The organism is Devosia sp., assembly GCF_028290625.1.
GTDB lineage: Bacteria > Pseudomonadota > Alphaproteobacteria > Rhizobiales > Devosiaceae > Devosia.
In genome coordinates, this window is sequence record NZ_JAQGJM010000001.1 from 136,818 (window position 1) to 160,427 (window position 23,610).

The 23,610-nt window shown below is 62.5% G+C and carries 20 protein-coding genes; 14 read left to right on the plus strand and 6 right to left on the minus strand.

Annotated features, from left to right (window positions below; genetic code table 11):
* Positions 1-242: 242 nt before the first annotated feature.
* Positions 243-1,952, plus strand: a complete 1,710-nt coding sequence (locus tag JWR51_RS00595) for a type I secretion system permease/ATPase (RefSeq protein WP_299742570.1) — start codon at positions 243-245, stop codon at positions 1,950-1,952.
* The gene (locus JWR51_RS00600; RefSeq protein WP_299742181.1) at positions 1,945-3,294 is read left to right on the plus strand and encodes an HlyD family type I secretion periplasmic adaptor subunit; all 1,350 of its coding nucleotides are present in this window, start codon (positions 1,945-1,947) and stop codon (positions 3,292-3,294) included. The genes JWR51_RS00595 and JWR51_RS00600 overlap by 8 nt, the downstream gene beginning before the upstream one ends.
* Before the next feature lie 3 nt (positions 3,295-3,297).
* Here JWR51_RS00600 and JWR51_RS00605 read toward each other — a convergent pair whose 3' ends face one another.
* Together JWR51_RS00605 and JWR51_RS00610 are read right to left on the minus strand one after the other, a co-directional pair.
* Positions 3,298-4,077: a CpsD/CapB family tyrosine-protein kinase gene (locus tag JWR51_RS00605; RefSeq protein WP_299742184.1), complete on the minus strand. Its 780-nt coding sequence runs from the start codon at positions 4,075-4,077 to the stop codon at positions 3,298-3,300.
* 9 nt (positions 4,078-4,086) lie between these two features.
* Positions 4,087-5,628: a Wzz/FepE/Etk N-terminal domain-containing protein gene (locus JWR51_RS00610; RefSeq protein ID WP_299742187.1), complete on the minus strand. Its 1,542-nt coding sequence runs from the start codon at positions 5,626-5,628 to the stop codon at positions 4,087-4,089.
* A 216-nt stretch (positions 5,629-5,844) separates the two neighbouring features.
* Here JWR51_RS00610 and JWR51_RS00615 point away from each other — a divergent pair, with 216 nt between their 5' ends.
* Complete coding sequence (locus tag JWR51_RS00615; RefSeq protein ID WP_299742190.1) at positions 5,845-7,128, plus strand: polysaccharide biosynthesis/export family protein; 1,284 nt, start codon at positions 5,845-5,847, stop codon at positions 7,126-7,128.
* Between the two features lie 19 nt (positions 7,129-7,147).
* On the opposite strand, the gene JWR51_RS00620 is transcribed toward JWR51_RS00615, so the two are convergent.
* A complete protein-coding gene (locus tag JWR51_RS00620; RefSeq protein WP_299742192.1) occupies positions 7,148-7,831 on the minus strand; it encodes a sugar transferase in 684 nt (227 codons plus the stop codon).
* 360 nt (positions 7,832-8,191) lie between these two features.
* Here JWR51_RS00620 and wecB point away from each other — a divergent pair, with 360 nt between their 5' ends.
* Positions 8,192-9,367 (plus strand): UDP-N-acetylglucosamine 2-epimerase (non-hydrolyzing), encoded by a 1,176-nt coding sequence (wecB, locus tag JWR51_RS00625; protein WP_299742195.1) that lies wholly within the window; start codon positions 8,192-8,194, stop codon positions 9,365-9,367.
* Here the strand turns inward: wecB and wecC are convergent.
* Positions 9,340-10,599 (minus strand): UDP-N-acetyl-D-mannosamine dehydrogenase, encoded by a 1,260-nt coding sequence (gene wecC, locus JWR51_RS00630; protein ID WP_299742198.1) that lies wholly within the window; start codon positions 10,597-10,599, stop codon positions 9,340-9,342. The genes wecB and wecC overlap by 28 nt on opposite strands.
* Positions 10,600-10,620: 21 nt before the next feature.
* Positions 10,621-11,451, minus strand: coding sequence for a WecB/TagA/CpsF family glycosyltransferase (locus tag JWR51_RS00635; RefSeq protein ID WP_299742200.1), 831 nt, complete (start codon positions 11,449-11,451; stop codon positions 10,621-10,623).
* A gap of 184 nt (positions 11,452-11,635) precedes the next feature.
* On the opposite strand from JWR51_RS00635, the gene JWR51_RS00640 reads away from it, so the two are divergent.
* The 6 genes from JWR51_RS00640 to JWR51_RS00665 all read left to right on the plus strand — a co-directional run bounded on the left by JWR51_RS00640 (position 11,636) and on the right by JWR51_RS00665 (position 18,750).
* Positions 11,636-12,655 carry a glycosyltransferase family 2 protein gene (locus tag JWR51_RS00640; protein ID WP_299742203.1) on the plus strand — a complete coding sequence of 340 codons (1,020 nt, stop codon included), beginning with the start codon at positions 11,636-11,638 and terminating at the stop codon, positions 12,653-12,655.
* A 58-nt stretch (positions 12,656-12,713) separates the two neighbouring features.
* Positions 12,714-13,940: a glycosyltransferase gene (locus JWR51_RS00645; protein WP_299742206.1), complete on the plus strand. Its 1,227-nt coding sequence runs from the start codon at positions 12,714-12,716 to the stop codon at positions 13,938-13,940.
* A gap of 332 nt (positions 13,941-14,272) precedes the next feature.
* Positions 14,273-15,643, plus strand: a complete 1,371-nt coding sequence (locus JWR51_RS00650) for an O-antigen ligase family protein (protein ID WP_299742209.1) — start codon at positions 14,273-14,275, stop codon at positions 15,641-15,643.
* Positions 15,644-15,730: 87 nt separating this feature from the next.
* The gene (locus JWR51_RS00655; protein ID WP_299742212.1) at positions 15,731-16,849 is read left to right on the plus strand and encodes a glycosyltransferase; all 1,119 of its coding nucleotides are present in this window, start codon (positions 15,731-15,733) and stop codon (positions 16,847-16,849) included.
* Positions 16,850-17,027: 178 nt separating this feature from the next.
* On the plus strand, positions 17,028-17,783 hold the full coding sequence (locus JWR51_RS00660; RefSeq protein ID WP_299742215.1) for an FkbM family methyltransferase: 756 nt from the start codon (positions 17,028-17,030) through the stop codon (positions 17,781-17,783).
* Entirely contained in the window at positions 17,770-18,750 is a 981-nt protein-coding gene (locus JWR51_RS00665; protein ID WP_299742217.1) for a glycosyltransferase family 2 protein, read from the plus strand. The genes JWR51_RS00660 and JWR51_RS00665 overlap by 14 nt, the downstream gene beginning before the upstream one ends.
* A 30-nt stretch (positions 18,751-18,780) precedes the next feature.
* On the opposite strand, the gene JWR51_RS00670 is transcribed toward JWR51_RS00665, so the two are convergent.
* Positions 18,781-19,860, minus strand: a complete 1,080-nt coding sequence (locus tag JWR51_RS00670) for a 2OG-Fe(II) oxygenase (protein ID WP_299742220.1) — start codon at positions 19,858-19,860, stop codon at positions 18,781-18,783.
* Between the two features lie 368 nt (positions 19,861-20,228).
* Here JWR51_RS00670 and rfbB point away from each other — a divergent pair, with 368 nt between their 5' ends.
* Genes rfbB through rfbC form a run of 4 tightly spaced genes read left to right on the plus strand, consistent with a single transcriptional unit; the run spans position 20,229 to position 23,606 of the window.
* Positions 20,229-21,272, plus strand: coding sequence for a dTDP-glucose 4,6-dehydratase (rfbB, locus tag JWR51_RS00675; RefSeq protein WP_299742222.1), 1,044 nt, complete (start codon positions 20,229-20,231; stop codon positions 21,270-21,272).
* Positions 21,269-22,153 (plus strand): dTDP-4-dehydrorhamnose reductase, encoded by an 885-nt coding sequence (rfbD, locus tag JWR51_RS00680; protein ID WP_299742225.1) that lies wholly within the window; start codon positions 21,269-21,271, stop codon positions 22,151-22,153. Before rfbB ends, rfbD begins: the two co-directional genes overlap by 4 nt.
* Entirely contained in the window at positions 22,150-23,034 is an 885-nt protein-coding gene (gene rfbA / locus JWR51_RS00685) for a glucose-1-phosphate thymidylyltransferase RfbA (protein WP_299742228.1), read from the plus strand. Before rfbD ends, rfbA begins: the two co-directional genes overlap by 4 nt.
* Positions 23,031-23,606 carry a dTDP-4-dehydrorhamnose 3,5-epimerase gene (gene rfbC / locus JWR51_RS00690; protein ID WP_299742230.1) on the plus strand — a complete coding sequence of 192 codons (576 nt, stop codon included), beginning with the start codon at positions 23,031-23,033 and terminating at the stop codon, positions 23,604-23,606. The genes rfbA and rfbC overlap by 4 nt, the downstream gene beginning before the upstream one ends.
* The last annotated feature ends 4 nt before the right edge of the window (positions 23,607-23,610 follow it).

Sequence of the window (23,610 nt, forward strand, 5' to 3'; positions counted from 1 at the left end):
TGGCGGGAAGTTGCGTGCCAAGAACTATGGGGCAGCCGGCCGGTATAGCTATTTCGATGTATTCAGATCCATCAAACGTTCCATTCTGTTGAGTTAAAACGTCTGGTGAAGCAGTCAGAATGACACGAATTGTGAAAACTCGATTCTGGGGATAACTGTCCTCATTTGGGACAAGTTTTTGGATTTTATGGCGCCCGTTCGGCGCGGCGGCGTCAGCGCTAAAGAGGCCAACTTTGAACACAATGCATCACGGGACCGGCGCCAGGCCGGTGGGCGAGCTGCTTCGCCTGGTACGCGGTCCCATCGGCGTGCTTTTTGCGCTCAGCGTCACCTCCAACCTGCTCATGCTGACCGGCTCGGTCTTCATGCTGCAAGTTTATGACCGGGTGCTGCCAAGCCGTTCAATCCCGACCCTCGTGGCGCTGACCGGCCTGATCGTGATCCTCTATTGCATGTATGCGATGATCGAGTGGATCCGCTCGCGCATGGCCGGCCGGCTTGGCGGGCTGATCCATGATCGGTTCGCCGAAGCGCTGTTTCCCGCGACCGTGCGGATGAAGTTGGCCGGCGGCCATGGTGCGCGAGCCAATCCCATCCACGATCTGGATACGGTGCGGCTGTTCATCGCCGGCCCTGGGGCGATTTCACTGCTCGACGTGCCGTGGGTGCCACTCTATCTGGGGCTGGCATTCATGTTGCACCCGTGGCTGGGCGCCTTTGCGCTCGGCGGCGGTGTCTTGATCGCCGTGCTCCTGATCATCAACGAATTGCATTCACGCCGGCCGGCGCTCGCAACCACGGCGGCCGCAAACGAACGTGCATCGCTGGCCAACGATGCCGAAACCAATGCGGAATCCATCATTGCCATGGGTATGCTGGGCGCCGTTACGCGCCGCTGGGGCAAGGTGGCCGATAACCTCGCCCGCACGCAGCAGCGTTCAGCGGATCGCACGGCGTTTTATGGCTCGATCACCAAGGGCGTCCGCTATCTGCTGCAATCGGCAGTTCTGGCGCTGGGCGCGTACCTCGTTATTCAAGGGCAAGCGACCGGCGGCTTGATGATCGCCGCATCGATCCTCACCTCACGCGCCCTGGCTCCGATCGAGCAAGTGGTCATGCAGTGGCGTGGTTTCGTCAATGCCCGGCAGGCGGCCGCCCGTCTCACGCATGTCTTGGAACTCGCTGAAATGCCCATGCGTCCAACGCAATTGCCGCTGCCCACCAACCGGCTGAACGTGGAAGAATTGGCAACAGGCATCGATCCGCAACGCGGATTGGTCGTGCACGACGTCAGTTTCGAGCTCGTCGCGGGAGACGGGCTTGGGATCATCGGCCTTTCAGGCTCCGGCAAGTCCTCGATCGCCCGGGCGCTGGTGGGCGTCTGGCCGGTTTTGCGCGGCGCCGTACGCCTCGATGGCTCACAAATCTCCCATTTCGACCCCGTCGAGCTTGGCGGGGCCGTTGGCTATCTGCCCCAGGCGGTGGAATTGCTGGATGGCACAATTGCCGAAAATATCGGGCGCTTCAGTCCGCGGCACGATACCGAGGCGATCCTCAAGGCCGCTAAAGCCGCGCGCGTGCACGACTTCATCATCACGCTGCCCAATGGCTATGAAACCCGTATTGGGACAAATGGCTCGGACCTCTCATCAGGGCAGCGGCAGCGCATCGGGCTTGCAAGGGCGCTTTATGGCGATCCGTTCCTGATCGTGCTCGACGAGCCCAATTCCAACCTCGACATGGAAGGCGACCAGGCGTTGACCGAGGCGATTGGCGATGCACGCTCGCGCGGCGCAATCGTGGTGGTGGTGGCTCATCGCCCCAGCGCGATCGCGGCAATCAACAAGCTGCTGTTCATGCGCGATGGTCGCCAGGTGGCCTTCGGCAATAAGGATTCCGTGCTGCACCAGATAGCTATTCCTCAGACGATCGTCAGGACACAGAGTGCTTAAGGCAGTGAACGCGAACGCGCGCCTCGCGGTGATCCCGAAGGGCATTGATGGTAGCATTGGCAGTTTGCGCCGGCATGCCCTGCTCGGCGTAGGCATCATGGTCGCGCTGTTTCTGGGTCTCGGCGGCTGGTCGGCCACCACGTGGGTGGAAGGCGCGGTGATCGCCAATGGCGTGGTGGTTGCCGAGGGCGGCTCGCGCAAGGTGCAGCATTCCGAAGGCGGCATCGTGCGGCAGATCATGGTGCGCAATAACCAGCATGTGGAAGCCGGCCAGGTCCTGTTGACGCTTGATGACGTGTCGGTGCGGGCCGAACTCGAGGTCATCCTGACCCAGTTGCGCGAGGGGCTGGGCACCCAGTCGCGGCTGACCGCGGAGAGCACCGGCGATACGGTCATGTATGTTCCCACTGTTGCTGCCGATTGGCCACGTGATCCCAAGCTATCGGTCGTAATGGGCCAGCAGCAGCGTCTGCGCCAGTCGCGCAAGGTCTCGATGGAAAACGAAGTGGCCCGGCTCAATCAGCTGGTCGAAGAAAAGCACTCGCTCATCGACGGATACAATGCGCAGTTGAAAGCCTACAACGACCAGCTCGTCGTGGTGCGCGATGAGCTGACGCAGCTCACCACGCTGCACACCCAGGAGCTGATTTCCAGCCAGCGTCTCAATGAAATGAAACGCAACGAGGCCGAGCTGGCCGGCCAGGCCGCCAGCATTCAGGCTTCTGTCTCGGCAACGGAAAGCTCGATTTCGGAACTCAAGATGCAGGGTGACCAAGTGGTCAGCGACTTCCGCTCCGAGGCGCTGACGCAACTGCAGACAGTGTCCCAGACGGTCGCGGAGCTCATGCAGCGCATGATCGCAGCGGAGTCCAGATTGAAGCGCCTCGAAATCCTTGCGCCCATTACCGGGACCGTGCACGAGTCGGTGGTGCAAACAGTGGGGGGCGTGGTCGCGCCGGGCGACACGCTGATGTTCATCGTGCCGCAGGAAGACCATCTGCTGGTGGATATGCGCGTGAGCCCCATGGAGATCAGCAAGCTTTCCGTCGGACAGGCGGCCGACGTGCGCCTCCTGAACTACGACGCCAAGACCACATTGGACCTGGTGGGCAGTGTCGAGACGATCTCGCCGGACCTGGTGCAGGACGTGGCGACGGGTACGCAGTACTTTTCGGTCCGCGTGGACATCGCCGATAGCGAGCTTGGCAAGCTGCCCAAAGGGGCCGCGCTGGTGCCCGGCATGCCGGCAGAGAGCTTTTTCCGCACCGGCGAGCGTACCGTGTGGTCCTATATCATCGGGCCAATCGAGCAGCGGTTCAGCCACGCGTTCCGCGAGAACTGAGCGTCATAGCTGGAAGTTGATGTTCTGCTCGGTCTTGTAGCGGCATTTATTGAGCACGACACCCAGCAGCCTGGTGCGCGCTTGCAGTTCGCGCTCGCTGGCGTCGATATCGCTGACCGTGTCGTATTCGGCGCCAACGACCAGCAGGGTGGTGTCCACCAATGGCAGCATGCCCAGGCAGTCGTCGCTTTCGAGCAGCGAAGGCAGATTGTAGATGACGATATCGGCCTTGAGTTCGTCGCGCACGCGCCCCAGCATGTGGGCCGTGTTTTGACTATGCAGCAGTTCGGCCGGATAGCTGCTGGCGTCGGGACTGGCGCCGATCGCCAGATTGTCGCCGAGCCGGACGAAGAAGTCCTGGACGAGGCATTCGCCCTGCAAAAACTGAGCTGTGGTATGGCGCCCGGTATGCGCAAATAGGGAGGCGATGCGCGGGCGGCGCAGGTCGAGATCGACGATGGCGACACGGACCTTGGCGTGCTTGGTCAGGCTGATTGCCAGATTGGCGGCGACGGTTGCCTTGCCGCTGCCGGCCGTCGGCGAGGTGATGCCCAGGGTTGTCCAGTGCTGGTCGAGCGCATCCTTTAGGAGTTTGGTCCGCATGATGTCGAAGGCAAGCGCGGCGGGATGGCGGCGCTGGAACGAGACGATGCGTCGTTTTGCCATCAACCGAGGGTCAACCGGCAGCGCCGTCATGGCTGCCCATATAGCAGGATTTGGGGCGACCTGCTTGATCTGAACGTTGACGGTTTCCCGCGTGGCAGGCTCGGTTACGACGATCATGGCAGGGCCCTAAAGCTTGGAGATATTGCTGGATAGAGTGACGTGTGCGAGGGCCATCAGATCTCTGATGGGGGCGGCCGCGTAAGTCTGGATGACCAGCAGGAGCGCGGGAACGGCGATCAGCATGCCCAACCCCATGGCCAGCCGCCTGCCGCGCCAGGAGTTGCGCTCGACAAACGGCACCGTGATGTAGGGCACGATCTGCAGGCGGCTCGTCAGCTCGGCGGGCCGGCGGATGCGCCGATTGACCAATTCTGGCGCACCGACTGCAGCCAGTGCCAGCAAGAGCGCAGCCACGATGCTGCCCAAAAGCAGCAGCTTCTGTTTTGGACCCAGGGGCACCTGGGGCGGCAATGCGCTTTCGATCAGCGACAGGCGTTCGCCCTTGAGCAGCAGTTCGATCTGCTGGCCGGTAGAGGCCTCGGCGAGCCGAGCGATGGCAGCATCGTATTGTGCCTGCAGGTTCTGATGGTCGCGCTGCATGGAATTGAGAACGGTCTCGTTGCCGGGCGTCTGGTCTATGGACTTGGTGAGATCCGCAATTGTGGTTTCGATCGTTGCACGTTCTTCGGCAATGGCGCCGAGACGGTCCTTGATGTCGGCCAGTTCGACGTCGCGAGAACTCAATGGCACATTGGCGCCAGCCGGCGCGGGCGTGGCCATGGCTGCTTCAAGTGTCGCGATGCGCCGGCGCAAGGTCTCGATGGTCGGGCTATCCTCGGCGAAGACGGACTGCTGCTGGGCCAGCGATTGGCGCAATGACTGCAGGTTCTGTTCTTCGGGGCTCGAAGCCACAGCCGAAACAACGCCGGGAGCGCGGGTATTGATGTCGGTCTGGCGCTTGCGCAAGGACGCTTCTTCCTGGGTCAGCAGCAGCAGACGCTGTTGCTGGGCAATCTGCTGATCGCGGCGGAAATCGATGCTATCGGGGAGGGCGTTGATGTGCTCGTTCTTGAAGGCCAGCACGCGGCCGTCCAGCTCGCGCAGCCGTTTGTCCAGGCTTTCGGTTTCTTCAGTGAAGAATGTGACCGTATCGGTGGCGCGCTCGGTGCGCAGCCGCACGTCCTTGTTGAGGATCATGGTTACGAGGTCGTTGACCAGGTCTGCGGCCAGCTTGGGTTGATCGGCCTTGAAGGAAATGCTGAAGACCGTCGCCGCGGGGCCCCCATCGCCTGACGCGATGGCGGTGGGCACAATGCTCACCCGGCGCGTCATGTCGTCGAACATGTCGGTGCGCGACATTTCGCTGCGTCCCGCATAGACGCCGATACGGTCGGCCAGCGACAACAGGTTATCGCGCGACAAGAGATCCTGCTGGATGATCTGGAACTGCTCGCCGGCACTGGTCGGAACGGTGGATTTTGCCAGATCGGTGGGAATTTGCGGGGATTCCACCAGGATTTTGGCGGTGGCCTGGTATGTGGGTGGCCAAAGCAGGACGGCCATCATGAATGCTGCGCCGGCCAGGACCGCGGTGACCAGGAACAGCGGCAGACGGCGGCGAAACAGCAGCAGATAGAAGCCGAAATCGATTTTGCCTAATGCATCCACAATCGGTCACCCAAGTCTCTGGAGCCTGTCTGCGTTAGCGGGCCTAACGTTTACAGACCGACCATATTGCGGATTAGCGGGTGTCCTCCATCGTCAACACGGGTGAGCGTCGGGGCGCACTACGCCGGTCGAGCTAAGCCGCTGTAGTCGGTTCTTGAGAAGGCAAGATGGGGCTAGGCTGGAGCGGTATTTTCCCAACCGGGCGGACGACGAGAAATGTCTAGTGTACTCAAGGTCAAGAAGATTTCCCGTCACGCCCTGTTGTGTGCGGCTCTGCTGAGCACGGTTTGCTTCTCCTCCCCGGTCTTGGCCGCGCAAATGTCACTGGCGCCATTGACGAAGCTGAGGCTGACCGTGGTGCAATTCACGGCGCTGACCGGTGATTACAAGCGCTGGGACGCGCTTGGTGGCGACATGGATGTGGGGCCCGACGGGACGCTTTCGGTGCCGATTCTGGGCCCCATCGACGTGACGGCGATGAGCGCGGACCAATTGGGCACCGAGATCGCCTCGCGGTTGCAGGCCAAGCTCGGCCTGCTCGAGGCTCCGAACGCGACTGTGCAAATATTGGCCTATCCTCCAGTCTATGTCGTGGGGAGCGTTTCGACACCCGGGCAGTATGCCTTCCAGCCGGGAATGACCGTGGTGCAGGTCCTGGCTCTTGCCGGCGGCGAGCAACGGGCCGACTCCGCGTCCAGCATGTCCGAAACCATCAAGTTGCAATCGGACCTGGATAGCTTTGGCAACGATATCCTGCGCTTGACCACAAGGATCGCACGGCTCAAGACCGAATATGCCCGGGCCACCGACATTGTCTTCCCGCCCGAACTCGACAAGACGGATCCGCTCGTTGCCGAAATCCTGGCGCAGGAGCAGCAGATCTTTCAGGCCCATGTCAACGAGTTCGCACGCCAGCAGACCGGATTGACCCAACTCGCCGAACTCTACGACGCCGAGATCGACGCGTTGCAGCAGAAGGCAGATGCCGTTGACGAGCAAATCACCCAGGCCCAGAAGCAGGTCGATGTCATTACGGGGTTGGTCAGTGCAGGTTCGGCGACTATGTCGCGGCTGAATGATGCGGAGCGCGCGCTGGCCGACCTGCGCTCGCGCAACCTGGACAATGTGATTGCTACCATGACGGCCCGGGAGAACCTCAACAACTCGCAGCGCCAGCTCGCCAAGTTGCAGGATGAACAGCAGTCCGATACGGCCGGACAGTTACAACAGGAACAAGCGTCCCTTGAAAAACTGATGCTGAACCAGACCGCAACGATGCGTATGTTGCGCCAATCGGTCGAGTCCGACCAGAACACCATCCTGGCCCGGACCATGACCACAAGCTTGGCCTATTCCATCGTGCGCCAGAAGGATGGGCAGGCCACGGTGCTGGATGCCGATGAAGCCAGCATTCTACAGCCGGGTGACCTGGTGCGGGTGAAGCTGCAGATGGGCCTGCCCCCGGCCGTGCCTGTCGCGGAGATCAGCGCCAAGCCCTGAAAGGCTTGCTGGCTGCGCTTCAGCAGCCGGTACCCCGAAACACTACGCTCACGGTCTTGACCAATACGGCGAAGTCAACGCCGGCGGACACGCTCTGCGCATAGCGGTTGTCGTAGGCGGCGCGCTCGGCGAAGGTGCAGTTATTGCGCTCGCTGATTTGCCACAGCCCGGTCAGGCCAGGACGCAGATCATAATAAGCCGTACCCGGATAGAGCAGGCGTTGGCTGGGCATCATCGGCCGAGGGCCGACCAGGCTCATATCGCCAATCAGCACATTCCAGAGCTGGGGTAGCTCGTCCAGCGAATAGCGGCGCAAAAAGCCGCCAAGGAGCGTCAGGCGAGGATCATGCCGCAGCTTCTGGGTGGAGTCCCATTCGGCGCGCGCTTCGGGATTACTATCCAGATACTTGGCGAGCGCCGCCTCGGCATTGGGCACCATCGAGCGCAATTTCCACAGCCGGAAGATCCGGCCGTCCCGGCCGATGCGCGGCTGCAGGTAAAACGCGGGACCGCCATCCAGGCGTATCAGAAACACCAGGATCATGATCAGCGGCAGGAAGAACGGTCCGCCGACCGCCACCAGGGCAAGGTCGATCAACCGCTTTCCGACCCCATAGAACCGGAAGCTGCTGCGAACGCGCTGCTTGAAGGGCGCCAAAGTTGTCCGGGCGCCCGGATGTTCGCTGATCGGATGGTCGAGCATTTTTGGCTTCCCTCGCTCAAGAGTTGGACAGCGAGGATACCGGGTCCGCTAAAGGCAAAAAGTGAACCGAGTGAGCTAGAGAGTAGGCGCAGCCGGCGCTTAGGCGGCCTGAAGCATAGCCCCCAGGGGAGGGTTCTAAATTTTTCGGGCATGCGCGGCCGGGAAAAATAGGCTTAACGAAGTATTAACGCGAGCCGCCATAGGCCGCGACAGGGGTAGCGGCACGTTAACCATATCCAAAGAGTTGCGGCGATTTAGGCGCGGCGGCCATGTCATAGGAAAATCTAGGTATTTTCGCCTTAGCGACCCACGCATAACCTCTTCTTGACGTCAGTTCAGGTGTGGGCGGGGGCGGTATCGATGCGCAAGATCCTGGTGGTCTACGGAACGCGGCCGGAGGCGATCAAGGTCGCTCCACTCATCGCGGCCCTTGCAGCTTCGGCCCATTTGAAGCCCGTGATGGCGGTGACCGGACAGCATCGGGAGATGCTCGACCAGGTCAATGCGATGTTTGAGATCGTGCCTCAGTACGATCTCAACATCTTTAGCCAGCGCCAGCCCTTGGAGGGCATCACCTGCCGGGCGCTGGAGGGCGTCTCTGAGGTTATCGCCGAGGAAAAACCGGACGCCGTGCTGGTGCAAGGGGATACCACGACCTGCTTTGCGGCGGCCCTGGCGGCATTTTATCAGAAGGTGCCTGTCATCCACCTTGAGGCGGGTTTGCGTACTGGGGACGCCTATAATCCATTTCCCGAGGAAATGAACCGCAGCATGGTTTCACGCATCGCGGCGCTGCATCTGGCGCCCACCGATACCTCACGGGACAATCTCCTAGCGGAAGGCATTCCTGCCGAGCGCATCGTGGTGACTGGCAATACGGTGATTGATGCACTCCTCGAGGTGGCGTCGCGCCGGTTGCCGCTGACCAATCCGGACCTGCTCACCTTGGGCGATCGGCGGATGGTGCTGATCACGGCGCATCGCCGGGAGTCCTGGGGAGAGCCGATGGCGCGAGCAGCGCGCGCAATGGCGCGGTTGGCCCAGATGTTTCCCGATGTGCTGTTTCTGCTGCCGGCGCATCTCAACCCGGCCGTACGCGAAATCCTGTTGCCACACTTGCAGCACTTGGAAAATGTGCTGATCACCGAGCCGCTTGGCTATAGCGATTTCGTGGGAGCCATGCGGGCCTGCGATATCGTGCTGACCGACAGCGGCGGAGTGCAGGAAGAAGCGCCCAGCCTGGGCAAACCGGTGCTGGTAATGCGCGAAACCACGGAACGGCCCGAAGCCGTGGAGGCCGGAACGGTCAAGCTCGTCGGCACCGACGAGGACCGGATCGTCCACGAAGTCAGCAGGCTGTTAAGGGACCAGTCCGCGTACGATGCGATGGCGAAGGCCGTCAACCCTTACGGTGACGGCCTTGCCTCCGATCGTTGCGTTCAGTCAATCGAGCATTTTTTCGGGCTTTCGGCACGGCCGATAGACTTCGTGCCCAGCCAGGAACACGTTCACGCCCAGGCGCCGCGCGTGTCGTAGATCACCTTGCCATTATGCCGTGTGTGGCGCAGGGCCTTGAACGCATCATGCTCGACAAGGAGCACGATGATGTCGGCCTGATCCACCGCGTCGCCCGCATTGACCAGCCGCAAATTGGCATTGCTCTGCAGCTTGGGCGGCAGTTCCTCCACATAGGGGTCGGCGACCATGATTTCGACCTCGGGCAGGGCATTGGCGATGAGACTGACCACGTCGATGGCCGGGCTCTCGCGAATGTCGTCGACATTGGCCTTGAAGGTCAGGCCCAGACAAGCAATCGAGGGTGACCGGAAGCGGCCGGCCTTGGCGATCACCTGATCGGCGACATGATGGGGCTTGTGGTCGTTGACCTCGCGGGCAGTGCGGATGAGTTTTGCCAGATCCGGAGCTGCCGCCACAATGAACCATGGATCGACCGGAATGCAGTGCCCCCCAACGCCCGGGCCGGGTGACAGCACGTTCACGCGCGGATGCTGGTTGGCGAGGCGGATCACTTCCCAGATGTCGAGCCTGAGGGACTCGGTAATCAGCGACAATTCGTTGGCGAAGGCGATATTGACGTCGCGATAGGCATTTTCGACCAGCTTGGCCATTTCTGCGCTGGCCGCATCGGTCAAGAGGATTTCGCCCTGGGCGAAGACCCGGTAGATGCTGGCCGCCTTGATGGCGCAACTGCTGGTGAGCCCGCCCACGACGCGATTGTTGGTGACCATTTCGATCATAATACGCCCTGGCAGCACGCGCTCGGGACAATGGGCCACGTAGATGTCGGCGCTGGCCCCCACCACATGGGGCATTCGCAGATCAGGGCGCACCGCGCCGATCCAGCGGCTCACCTTTTCGGTGGTGCCCGGCGGGCTGGTGGATTCAAGCACCACAATATTGCCGGGCCTCAGCTTGGTGGCGATGTTCTCGGCCGCCGCCTGCACATAGGACAGATCAGCGGTGTGGTCCGGGTTGAACGGGGTGGGGACGGCGATGATAAAGGCGTCGGCCTCCGGCATGTCGCGCGACATTGAGAGCCTGCCCATGGCCACGGCGCCGCTGACGGCCACAGCCAGGTCCGGCTCGATGAACGGGGTCTCGCCGCGCGAGATGGCCTCGACGATCCGCGGATTGACATCGACGCCGATGACCTGGATGCCGCGGGTGGCAAGCACTGTTGCGGTAGGCAGCCCGATATAGCCCATTCCAACCACGGCAATCGTGCCGCTAAAAACTTCGTTGAGCATGTTGTTTCCTGCGGTGAGAGGTCAAGATTCGGATGGCGGGGAGGCGTCGAGTTGCAGAGCCGGCGCAGGACGCACCGCCTCGCGCACGGTCAGCGCGACAAAAGCGCAGTTGGTAACGAGGTAGCGCTTCCAAAGTCGCCGCGGCTCCTGCAGCAGGCGATAGCCCCATTCGAGACCCAGGCGTTGCCAGGCGAGCGGTGCGCGCTTGGTCAGTCCGGCCAGCACGTCGAACGAGCCGCCGACGCCGTGCAGCACCGGCACGTTGAGCATGTGCTGGAAGCGCCGCAGGAAGATTTCCTTCTTTGGCGACGCCATGCCCAGGAACAGCATGTCCGGACGGGCATCGCGGATCGCGGCTGCGATTTCGGGGGCTTCCGTTTCGCCAAAATAGCCATGATGGCTGCCGGCCAGCCGCAGGCCGGGCCAGCGGCGAGCGACCTGCCGTTCGAGCGCGGCCAGGATTTCAGGCTTGGCACCAAGAAGATAAATGGACCGGTGCTGGCGGTGCGCCAGATCGAGCAGTTTCACGAACAGATCGATACCGGCCACGCGTTCCGGCAGGGGGCGACCGAGCAGGCGGCTCGCCCAGACCACCGATTGTCCATCGGCAAGCAGCATGTTGCAATCGAGCAGGGCATCGCGCAGTGCCGGGTCGCGCCGGAGGTTGACGATCTTGGCGGCATTGATCACGCCCACCAACATCGGCTTGCGCGTCTGGATAGCCTGCCGGCACCTGTCGACGGCCTCGTCCATCCGGATGCCGTCGACGCTGAGGCCGAACAACAGCCTGCGTTGCTGGTCCAGACGCTTGGTGCCTGTTGGCGTGGATAGTCTGCCGAGTTCGAATGCCATCCATGCCTCCCAGTTGAATGGGGGCAGAGTAAGTGGCTGGCCAATGCGCCAACAATCAATCGGAAAGGGTCGGTGGCTGACTACTAATAATGGTGCCGCGACCGAGCTGAATGGAGCGATGAATATATCTATCTAGGAGCTAAGCAAAACTGCGCCTGCTTAGCCTTAAATCCCTAGTTCACCCATGCGGGCTTTCGAGGCTAGCGTCGTTGGATTATTTTCCGGAGGGGCGCGCGTGACATTCCTCAAAGAACACTCCAGCGCGACGCGAAGCGCGCGTGAAAAGCCGCTGGCGGTTGTGGTCATTACCTACAACAGCGCCGATACCCTGGACGGCTTGCTCGACACCTTGGCCGAAGGGCTGCGTGGTTTGGATCGCACTGAAGTCGTGATCGCCGACAATGCCTCCGCCGATGACAGCGTCGATAGGGCTCAAGCCCATTCGATTGGTGCTCGCGTGGTGCATACCGGTTGGAACGGCGGCTATTCTGCCGGCATCAACGCGGCATTGGCCACGATCCGCAAAGACGCGGATGTTTTGATCCTCAATCCCGATATCAGGCTGTCGCCGGGCGCGGCGGCGCGGCTGGCCGGAGTCTTGCGCCAACACAATATCGGCGTCGCCGTACCTCGGATCCTGCATGAGGATGGGGGATTGTTTCATTCGCTGCGGCGGGAGCCTTCCTTGCAGACGGCGTGGGTCGATGCGCTGCTGGGCACCAAGCTCGGTTCGGGCCTCGACCGGGGCGAATGCGTATGCGACAGCGCGCAATATGCCGCGCCGGGCATCGTCGACTGGGCCAGTGGCGCGGCCTTGGCAATATCGGCGGAAGCACGCGCCGAGGTCGGCGACTGGGACGAGACATTTTTCCTCTATAGCGAGGAGGTGGACTACCAGCGGCGCATCAGGGCGGCGGGCTACCGCATCGCCTATGTGCCGCAAGCCGAGGTCGTTCATATCGGAGGCGAGTACAGCCGCAATGAACGGCTCTACGCCATACTGACTGCCAACCGCATCCGCGACTACGCGCGGCATCATGGCTGGGTTTCGACGGCCATGTTCCGCGTGGCGGTGTTCACCGGAGAGGTTCTGCGCAGCCTGCGCGGCTCGACTGTGCATCGAGCGGGCGCCGCAGCCGCAGTGAAACGACTGCCGGAGCGCTACGTGACGCGGCCGCTCCTTTCCCGAGTCAGCAAGGCATGAGCCTTACCGATTTCGCGCCGATCGCAGTTGATGACGGGTCCCGAGATCGGACGGCAGTATGAACATCGTCGTCTACGCGCATTCGATGGAGCTGGGCGGCAGCCAGTTCAACGCTATCGAGATTGGCCAGGCCACGCAGGCATTGGGCCATAACGTCCTGCTGCTGGCCGAAGATGGAGCGCTTTCCCCGATCGCCGAAAAAGCTGGCCTTGAACATATCCGGGTCAGCACGCGCAGGAGCAGGCCGTCTCCCGGGGTCATGAGTTCACTGACGCGGCTGGTCGAGCAGCGCGGCATCGATATCGTCCACGGCTACGAGTGGCCGCCTGCCGTTGATGCGTGGCTCGGGCCCCATCGGGTGCTGGGCACACCGGTAATGGCCACCGTTATGTCGGCGGCCGTCGCCCCCTTCCTGCCCCGGTCAATGCCGCTCGTCGTCGGGGTCGACTTGCTTCGCCAGCGGTGCCTCGATGACGGTTTTCAGTCGGTGGGGCTGATCGAGCCGCCGGTCGATGTGCATGCCAACAGTCCAGAATTCGATGGACTTGGCTTCCGCGCCAGCCTGCAGCTTGCTCCGGACACTACGCTAATCGTCGTGGTGTGCCGGCTCGTGCGCGAGCTGAAGCTGGAAGGCCTGCTGGTCGCCTGCCGGACAATCGGTCGCCTCGCAGCCGAGGGCCGAAGCGTGCATCTGGCAATCGTGGGCGACGGTCCCGCGCGCGCCGAGGTCGAAGCTGCGGCGGGTGCGGCGAACGCGATGAGCGGAACGCCTGTGGTCTCGCTCTTGGGAGAGCTTCAAGACCCGCGGCCCGCCTACGCTTCTGCTGATATTGTCCTGGGCATGGGCGGCTCTGCGCTCCGCGGCCTGGCGTTTGGCAAGCCGCTGATCGTTCAGGGCGAGGCTGGATTCTGGAAGCTCTGCGATCCGACCACGGTGTCCCAGTTTCTTGACGCGGGATGGTATGGGCTCGGCGGCGGCGAGGATGGCGGTGATGCCCTGCGCGGCGCGCTGGAACCGCTGATGAGCAACGCGGCCCAGAGACAGCACCTGGGAGGGTTCGGCCGCCAGCTCATCGTCGATCGCTTCAGTCTTGAAAGCGCGGCGAGAACTCAGGTGTCGCTTTACGAAAAGGCGATTAGCCAATCGGCACGAGCGAAGGCGGGTGAGATCGCCCGCGTGTCCTGGGGGGTGGGTCGGCACTATGTGCGGCGCAGGCTCGCGCGCGCGTTTCGGCTCCCCACGCCGGCCGATGATTTCAACGCCCTCAAACGGCAGCGGCAGTAGAAATTAGCCCAGCCGATTCAAGCCGCAGTCGCGCGAACGACATTGGCTGTCGGTGAAGATAATGGCCTGGCGGCAGGCTCAGGCCCGCTCCCGCGGCAGCCCGTAAATCGAGCGGGTATGGCTTGATAAGCCGATCAGGTAATCGTGCCGCCCCCAGCCCGCCGGTACGGTGTTACGGGCGCCGGTAATGAGCGCGGAACATTCGATTGTAGAGCAAGGGCTGGCAGACATTGTCATCAATGGGGACCACCACCATAGGCCGCCGGAGTGTCGCGGATGCGACGGCCGCGGTGCTCGCACGGCGCGGATTACCTCCATCGCGAGCGGCGCGCTTGGCAAGCCGCAACACGGCCCCCGCCGAGGTTCAGGAAGCTGATGCCGAACAAGTCCGTCGCTGGCCGCCCCTACCGGTCCTGGCGTTCCTCATCGCCATGGTCATTCCCTGGCAATTTTATATAGGATCGGTGCACCTCACGAGCACACGCGCAGTGCTTCTCGTCACCCTCGTGCCGGCTATGCTGAAATGTGTCAGCGGTCAGGCTGGCGGCATTCGCCTGCCGGACGTAGCGGTGCTGCTGTTCGTCGTGTGGTGCGGCATCGCCACCGTGCAAGTTCATGGCATTGGCTACGCCATTGAGTCCGCCGGCATGTTGTTCATCGAGACCGGTGGCGCCTATTTCCTCGCACGCGCCTACATCCGGACGGAGCAGGACTTCTATGCGATGTGCAGGGCGCTGTTCTGGGTCGTCGCCTGCTTGCTGCCGTTCGCGTTCCTCGAAGCGGTTTCCAAGTCACCGGTGCTGTTGAACCTCTTCAGCAGCATCATGCCGAGCTATGACGTGCTGGGCTCCGAGCCTCGCTGGGGCTTGCGCCGAGCCCAGGCGGTCTTTCAGCATCCGATCCTCTTCGGGGTCTTTTGCGGCATCGCATTCGCGCCGACCTTCCTGGTGCTGGGATACGGCCGGCCCCTGATTGAGCGCTGGTCGAAAACCGCAATCGTGATGGGCGCTGCGTTTTTCAGCCTGTCCAGTGGGCCGATGACGGCCCTGGCACTGCAGGTCGCACTCCTCGGGTGGAACTGGGTGCTCAGGAGCTTTCCCGGCCGCTGGAAGCTGTTATGGGCCATTTTGGGCTCCATGTACCTGTTCCTGATCTTGTTCTCGCGCCAATCGCCGGCGCAGCATCTGATCAACCTTGTGGCGTTCGACAAGGGTTCTGCCTGGCAGCGCTTGCTGATCTGGAACTACGGCACTGAATCCATCGCCGCCCACCCGTGGTTCGGCGTTGGATTTGGCGATTGGGCTCGCATGGCCGGGCAGACCTCCAGCGTGGACATGTTCTGGATCATTTCCTCGCTGCGGCACGGCATCCTCGCGGGCGTGTTCCTGGCACTGACCTATCTGGGCGCCGGCTTCATGATTGGCTTCAGGCGTGGGCTGACGGCATCTCAGATACGGTGCAGGACCGCCTATCTTGTGGCCCTGTCGGGCTTTTTCGTCGCGGGTTGGACCGTTGATTTCTGGGGCGAGGTCTACACCGCCTTCTTCTTCATGATCGGTAGCGGACTTTGGCTGCTGACCACGCCCGGCAAGACGGATACGTCCCGGCGCGGATACGGAGCTAAGTCCAGGGAGCCGGTCGAGCGGGCCCCGCGCCAGCCGATCCTCAACCCGGAGCGGGGCGCTTCGGCGCCTCGACGGTGAGCGGTCATGCTCCAGACCTCCCGGCCATTCACTTGCCTCACCTTCTGCAGCCTTCCCTATGCGGGAGTGGGGTGGCCACAGAGCTGCGTGAGCATTCTTGCCGGTTTCGCCGGCACGCCTGTGGTTCCAACGCTGGTCCTGCCGCGCAGCCGGCTGCCATTGCCCGAGCCGATAAAAATGGTGTCCGCGCTGCCCCCGCCTCTTTCGGCGCTACCCTGGCGCCTGGTGGCCAACACTGGCTGGGCTCGTCTCGAGCAGCGCTTTGCGAGGCTCCTTGAGGAAGCTGACCCGGCCACGACCATTGCGTATTTTTGGCCGGGCGCCTCGCGCAAGCTGGTGCAGCGGGCAAAGGCGCGCGGCATCCTGACTGTCCGCGAGATGATTAATACGGCGCAGGCATCGGCGAAGCCGGCGCTCGACGCTGCCTATGCGCGCTTGGGCCTGCCACCGACCCACACGATCAGCATGGCCGCGGTCGAGGAGGAGATCGAGGAGCTTGCCCTCTACGATCTGGTTTTCGCCTCCAATGCACCATGCGAGGTCTCGCTGATCGACGCAGGCGTCCGTGCGGACCGGATATTCCCCACCAGCTTCGGCTGGTCGCCCCCCCGGTTTGAGCTTGGAATTGGCCACAGCACGGCGGCCGATCGAGGTCCCGGGACGGTCAAAATTCTGTTCGCCGGTTCGATCAGCGTCCGCAAGGGCGTCCCTACGCTCCTCGAAGCGTGGGAGAAGCTTACGGTCGATGCCGAGCTGACACTCGTCGGCAATGTTGAGCCGGCGCTGGAGCCGCTGGTTTCCAGGGCGGTGGCGCGCGGTTCCGTGCGGGTCCTGCCCTTCACGCGGGACATCGGAGCGCTCTACCGATCGCACGATGTATTCGTCTTCCCCACCGTCGAGGAAGGTGGTCCACAGGTGACGATCGAGGCGGGCGGCTGCGGGTTGCCGGTCATCACCACGCCCATGGGCGCTGCCCGGCTGGTGAAGGACGGCGTCAACGGCATCATTGTGCCCGCCGGTGCCGTGGAGCTGCTGAGCGCCGCGATCGCTTCCCTGGCGTCCGACCCCGGCCTGCGACAGCGCTATTCCCGGCGTATCGCCGCAGATGCGCAGGCGTTCACCTACGACAAGCTGGGCGCGGAGCGCGCACTGGCATTTATCGAGCGGCTGGAGCATCGGCATCCGGAGGTTGTAAGCTATGCATGAAGCCGTGGTGCCCTTCGAGCCGAGCCCCCCAAGCAAATTGCGCACGGCTTGGGACAAGCTCTTGTGGGGAATGCGCGCGGTCGGTCCCGGCCGGGTGCTGCAGGGCGGCGCGAGGCTTGCTCTACTGCAATTGCGTCACCCGCGGCGGTCGGAAGTCAGGTTGCGATCTGGAACTGTCATGGAATTCGACTACCCCAGCCAGTTCCCCCCAATGCTGGTGATGTTCGGCGACCTGGTCGATCCTGAATACGCCTTCCTGCGCGCCATCGCGCGCCCCGGCTGGACCATCGTCGATGTGGGTGCGGCGATTGGCCAGTTCACCCTGTTCGCGGCCGCCATCGGCGCCAGGGTCCATGCCTTCGAGCCGAGCGGCGCAAACGTCGCCACCCTTTTGCGCAACCTCAGGCGCAATGGGGTTGTGGAACGCGTAGATGTTTACCAGGCCGCACTCTCCAACACGACGGGCGAAGCGCGCTTCCAGACGGATGCACGCACCTGGCTAAGCCGATTGGATCGCTCGGACGGGGGCGAACTCGTTCCGGTGCAAAAGCTGGACGACACCATGCAGGAGCTTTCGCTATCCCATGTGTCGGTACTCAAGATCAACGTATCCGGTTACGAGCCGGCAGTGATGGAAGGCGCTTGGACCTTCCTTGGAGAGGGCAGGGCGGACATTCTGGTACTGCTGCTCGGCCTTGAATCCCTGCCCTGGTACGAAAAGATTGCCGGGCTCGGATACCGGTTCTTCTACTATCACCCTGGGCAGAAAACACTGCACGAAGTCACGGCCTTCGATGCGTCCAGCGTTCTCGATCACCGGCCCTGGCCTGCCCGTCACATCATCGCCTTGCGCTCCGTCGCGATCGATGAGGGTCTAGTCGCCGGCCTGAACATCCGTCCTCTCCAGAGCGGGTCTTCACATGACCGACACTAGCCATGACGAGTCCAGCACTGCAGAGTCCCCAGCAGAAGCGCGGCCACTAATTTCGGTCATCCTGCCGACCTACAATCGACTTCGAACCCTGCCCGACGCCATCAGCAGCGTGCTGACTCAGTCGGTCAAGGACCTGGAACTGATTGTTGTCGACGATGCCTCCAGCGAAGACATCGAAGGCCTGATCGCCAGCATCGGCGATCCCCGCCTCGTCTATGTCCGTCGTCCTCTCAATGGCGGTGCCGGCGCCGCGCGCAATACCGGCCTGTCCCATGCCAGGGGGCAATACATTGCCTTCCAGGACAGCGATGACTTGTGGCTTCCTGGCAAACTGGAATTTCAACTGGCAGCCTTCGTCGATCTGCCCGGCGAATTCGGTGTCGTCACCGGCCCGAAGATATTGCATGGCCGCGACGGCTCCGGCCGTTTTGGTTCGGGCCAGGTGTGCGTGACGCCGTCGGCGGCGGGGCGGTTGCCGCGCGATGTGGATCAGGTGGATTGGATGCTGGGCGACAATCGCTTGAGCGTGCAATGTGCCATGTTCAGGTCCGACTGCATGCCGACACGGCAATGGTTTGATCCAGTTGCCGCGGCCAACGAGGACTACGAATTTGCCGTCCGGCTGGTCCAGCACGCCCGCATCCTGGAATACGCCGAGCCGCTGGTGCTCGGCGCAATATCGGAGGACAGCATCTCGCGATCGCGACGGCGCCAGACGCTCGGCGACATCAGGATCATGAAAAACAACCGGCAATTGCTGCAGCGCTATGCGCCGCGCAAGGCCATGCTGATGCGCAACCTCGCCCGGTTCCTCATGAATGACGGCAAGCCGCGTCTGGCAGCGAAATTCCTTCTGGCAAGCGTGGCTCTCGATCCCCCGAGCGTGCTGACGGTCGCCGATATCGCCTTGCGGAAGGTGCTGAGCTCGGTCAGACAACGCGTGGCGACGACGCAGCGCACGGCCTGATGCTTGCAGCCTTGCCTGGAGTTGAGCGTGTCAGCCCCTGTTCGGCGCCTGCGCGCTCGCAGCCATCCTGTTGGCATTGTCGTCGCGAACCCGCTGGGCTTCCTCGTCATAGAGGAAGGAGAGGAATGCATACCTGGTGCCGCTGGTTACCGGCGTGACCTCATGCAGGAGCGAGCAGGAGAAGACCACCGCGCTGCCGACGCCCGGCCGGTAAGTCTTGGTGCTGAACTCAGGAAAGGCGAGGTTACCCCCCTCATAGGCACTGTTCAGGTTTATCGTGACCGCAAATCGCCTGTGAGCCACGAGAGGTGCCGTGTTGTCGCGGTGGGCATGAAAGTGGCCGCCCTCGGCCGCCTCGTAGCACCCCACCAGATAGCGCTCGATACGCGTCGTGCGGAACTGAAATGCCCTGTGTATCATTGGCAGGAGCCGGCGAACCAGCAACTCCCGGCATTCCTGCACGGTCTGCTCGTTGGATATGTACCAGTCCAGGCGTTTGCGGAATGCGGGGTCGAACCGCTCCACCACCTTTCCGGCGTTCTCGACCGCGCCGATCTCCCGCCCGCCGTTCGCCTCATAGCCATCGATCAAGCCCGCACAGAAGTCTGTGTCGAACACCCCGGGGACGATGAGCACCGGGGCGTCATGAGCCTGTGGCGGATGCGTCCGCCGGGCCTCGATCAGTGGCAGGATACGAGCTGCAATCTGCTCGGCGCCCGAAGCGATCTCGACCACCTGCAGGGCTGGGCTCAGCACAAACGCCGTGCTGGCCATTCCACTGGGATCATCCGAGGATTCAAGGCCATACCGTTTGGCCAAGGCACCGTTCTGGTCATGTCCGAAATGCCAATCTGCCTTGGTCGCGAGCTGCGGGGGGATGCCTGCCTCTGCCATGCCCAGGGCGATCAGGATCGCATGGCCTGTTCCGAACGCTTCGCCATGCCGGGCGAAGTCGTCCAGCACTCTTTGCGCGTCCTGGCCGGTTGACGAGCCGTAGAACAGCAAGACGATGTCACGTCCGGCCAGTTCATCGAGAACAACCCGCCCCGCGCCACCAGATTGTGACACCGAAAACCATGGTGCGGGCTCTCCGACCTTCAACATCGACATTTCATGCCCTCATATGACGGTGGATCTGTCTCCTGGAATTCTGCAGTTCCTGCCGAAGTGCTCGAAACACCAATCCATGACGACCGCTATGTGGCGGGCGTGTGACGCTCATACCGAAGCGGCCCGCTCCAGCGAGGGCAGAGGAAAACTGGTAGCATCAGCCTAGTCGACGTGCACAGAAGGGCACGATTGCTAAAACGAGCTAGCTGCCCGCGAGCGGGGCCCTCCCGCCTGCCCTCTGGGGCACCAATTGGTCTGGATAGCTCGTAAGACCTAAGCAACTCCGGCAATTGCGTCTGTCCAAATTCTCGATCTACTTCAAGCATTAAGGGGCTTTCCGCCACGACAAATGCACGAAGGGGACGGCAATGACGATACTGGTGACGGGCGGCGCCGGCTTTATTGGGTCCAACTTCATCCATGAATGGCTGGCCCATGGCGATGAGCCGGTGATCAACCTCGACAAGCTGACCTATGCGGGCAATCTCGACAACCTGCGCGATATCGAGGACTCGCCGCGCTACGTTTTTGCCCAGCTAGACATCGCCGACTATTCCCAGGTGAGCGCCTGGCTGGCCAATTTCGACGTCCGCGCCATCGTGCACTTCGCCGCCGAAAGCCATGTCGATCGGTCGATCGACGGGCCGTTGAGCTTTGTCGAGACCAATGTGGTTGGCACCACAATGCTGTTGCAGGCGGCATTGGAACATTGGCGCAAGCGCCATAATTTCCGGTTCCTGCATGTGTCGACCGACGAGGTGTTTGGCTCGCTCGAGCCGGACGATCCCGCATTCGTGGAAACCAGTCCCTATCGGCCCAACAGCCCCTATGCGGCCAGCAAGGCGGCTTCGGACCACCTGGTGCGAGCCTATGGCGAGACCTATGGCCTGCCGGTGCTGACCACGCATTGCTCGAACAATTACGGGCCCTACCACTTCCCGGAAAAGCTCATTCCATTGCTGATCCACAATGCGACGACCGGCAAGGATTTGCCGCTTTACGGCGACGGGCAGCAGGTGCGCGACTGGCTTTATGTGGCCGATCACTGTCGCGCGCTGCGCATAGTCCTGGCCGACGGGCGGCCGGGTGAGACCTACAATATCGGCGGCAATGCGGAGCGGCAGAACATCGCGGTCGCGCGCACCATCTGTACCATGCTGGATGACTATCTGCCGCTGCTCGATGGTCGCTCCTATAGCGACCAGATCGTGCTGGTGCGGGACCGGCCGGGGCATGACCGGCGCTATGCGATCAACAGCACCAAGCTGCGTTCCGAACTGGGCTGGAAGCCGCTCGAGACCTTCGAGAGCGGCATCGCCAGGACGGTGCAGTGGTACATCGAGCATCGAGAATGGACCGCCGCCGTGACCGGGGGCAGTTACCGCGACTGGGTCGCAAGGCAGTACACATGAGGGTTTTGATCCTGGGAGGGTCGGGTCAGGTGGGATGGGAATTGCAGCGGTCGCTGGCGTCATTGGGCGAGGTATTCGTGGCACCGCGCGCGGCGCTCGATCTCTGCGATCCCGGCAGCGTCGGGCGGATAATGGGAGAACGCCGACCCGACGCTGTCGTCAATGCGGCCGCCTATACGGCCGTGGATGACGCCGAAACGCATCCCCAGCAGGCCGATGCGATAAACCACCGGGCGGTGGATATGCTGGCGCGGCTGGCGGCCAGTCAGGGGTGCTGGCTGGTGCATTATTCGAGCGACTATGTGTTCGACGGCAGTGGCCGCGATCCGTTCGCCGAGACCAGCCCGACCGGACCGCTCAACGAATATGGTCGCAGCAAGCTCGCGGGAGACGAGGCGATTGCGGCTTCGGGCTGCAAGCACCTGATCTTACGAACCTCATGGGTGCACGCGCCACGGGGCAAGAACTTCGTTCGCAGCATCCTCAAACTGGCGCGCGAGCGCGATCACCTGCGGGTCGTTTCGGACCAGCACGGCGCCCCGACCAGCGCCGAACTTATTGCCGACGTCACCGCACGGGCACTGGAGCAGACAATGCGCAACGAGGCCCAATCGGGCACCTATCATATCGCGGCCGCCGGCGAGACCAGCTGGCACGGCATTGCCCGGCACGTCGTGACCGAAGCGAGCCGGCTGGGAGCGGATCTGAAGCTGGAGCCCGAGGCCATCGAGGCCATCGGGTCGGCGGATTATCCGACCCCCGCGGTCCGGCCGCTTAACTCACGGCTGCAAACGAAAAGGCTTCGAGACGCGTTCGGACTGACCCTGCCGGATTGGCAACAGGGCGTTGGGCGCACTGTCGCCGAGCTGGTGGCAGCATGAGCCGCCGCGGGATCATTCTGGCCGGCGGCAACGGAACGCGGCTGCACCCGGCGACATTTGCCATGTCCAAGCAGTTGCTGCCGGTCTACGACAAGCCCATGATTTACTACTCGATGACCAGCCTTATGCTGGCGGGCATTCGAGAGATGCTGGTGATTTCCACCCCCGAAGACCTGCCGCGCTTCCGCCGGCTGCTGGGCACGGGCAGCCAATGGGGCGTCTCCTTTTCCTACGCCGAACAGGCGACACCCGCGGGCTTGGCCCAGGCATTCCTGATTGGCGAGGAATTTCTTGGCGACCGCACCAGCGCGCTCGTGCTGGGCGACAATCTGTTCTTCGGGCATGATTTCCAGATGCTGCTGCGCAACGCCGATCGCGGCAACCATGGTGCGACGATCTTCGTCTATCACGTCGACGATCCTGCGCGGTACGGCGTCGCCGAGTTCGACAGGAACGGCGTGGTGGTTGGCATCGAGGAGAAGCCAACTCTGCCCAAGTCCAATTATGCCGTCACCGGGCTCTATTTCTACGACACCGATGTTGTGGAGATGGCCAGATGCCTGAAGCCGTCGGCGCGCGGCGAACTCGAAATAACCGACCTCAATCGTCTCTATCTCGATCGGGGCCAACTGCATGTGCAGGTCATGGGACGAGGCTACGCCTGGCTCGATACCGGCACGCACGACTCCCTGCTCGAGGCAGGGCAGTTCATCGCCACGGTCGAGCACCGGCAAGGCCAAAAGATCGCCTGCCCCGAGGAGATAGCCTGGCGGCAAGGCTGGATCGACACGGCCGAGCTGCTGGCGTTGGCGGCGCCGCTCGAACACAGTGGCTATGGGCGTTATCTGCGCAACCTGACCACGGAGGTACAATTATCATGAACGCCCAAAATATGCAGTTGGAAGGGTTGATGGTGATCGAGCCACGCCTGTTCTGCGATGAGCGCGGAGCGTTTTTCGAAAGCTACAACGCCGATGGCTTTGCCGATCTCACCGGCCAGCACCACACGTTCGTGCAGGACAACCACTCGATCTCGCGCGCCGGTGTGCTGCGTGGCTTGCATTACCAGTTGGCGCCGAGCCAGCAGGGCAAGCTGGTGCGCGCGGTGCGCGGCTCAATCTTTGACGTGGCAGTCGACATTCGCGCGGATTCGCCAACCTTCGGGCGCTGGTGTGGTGTTCTGCTATCGGCCGAAAACCACAAGCAATTGTGGATACCGGCCGGGTTTGCGCATGGCTTCCTGGCGTTGACCGATTGCGAAGTGCTCTACAAGACCGATGCCTACTACGAGCCGGCTCTCGAGCGCTCGATCCACTGGGATGATCCCGCCATCGGTATCGCCTGGCCTCTCAGCGGACCGCCCTTGCTGTCTGCCAAGGATGAAGCGGCCGGACCCTTGCCGCTCGCCATGATGGCTCAGGTGACGAGAGTGCCTAACGGGCTAGCTCGATAGCTAC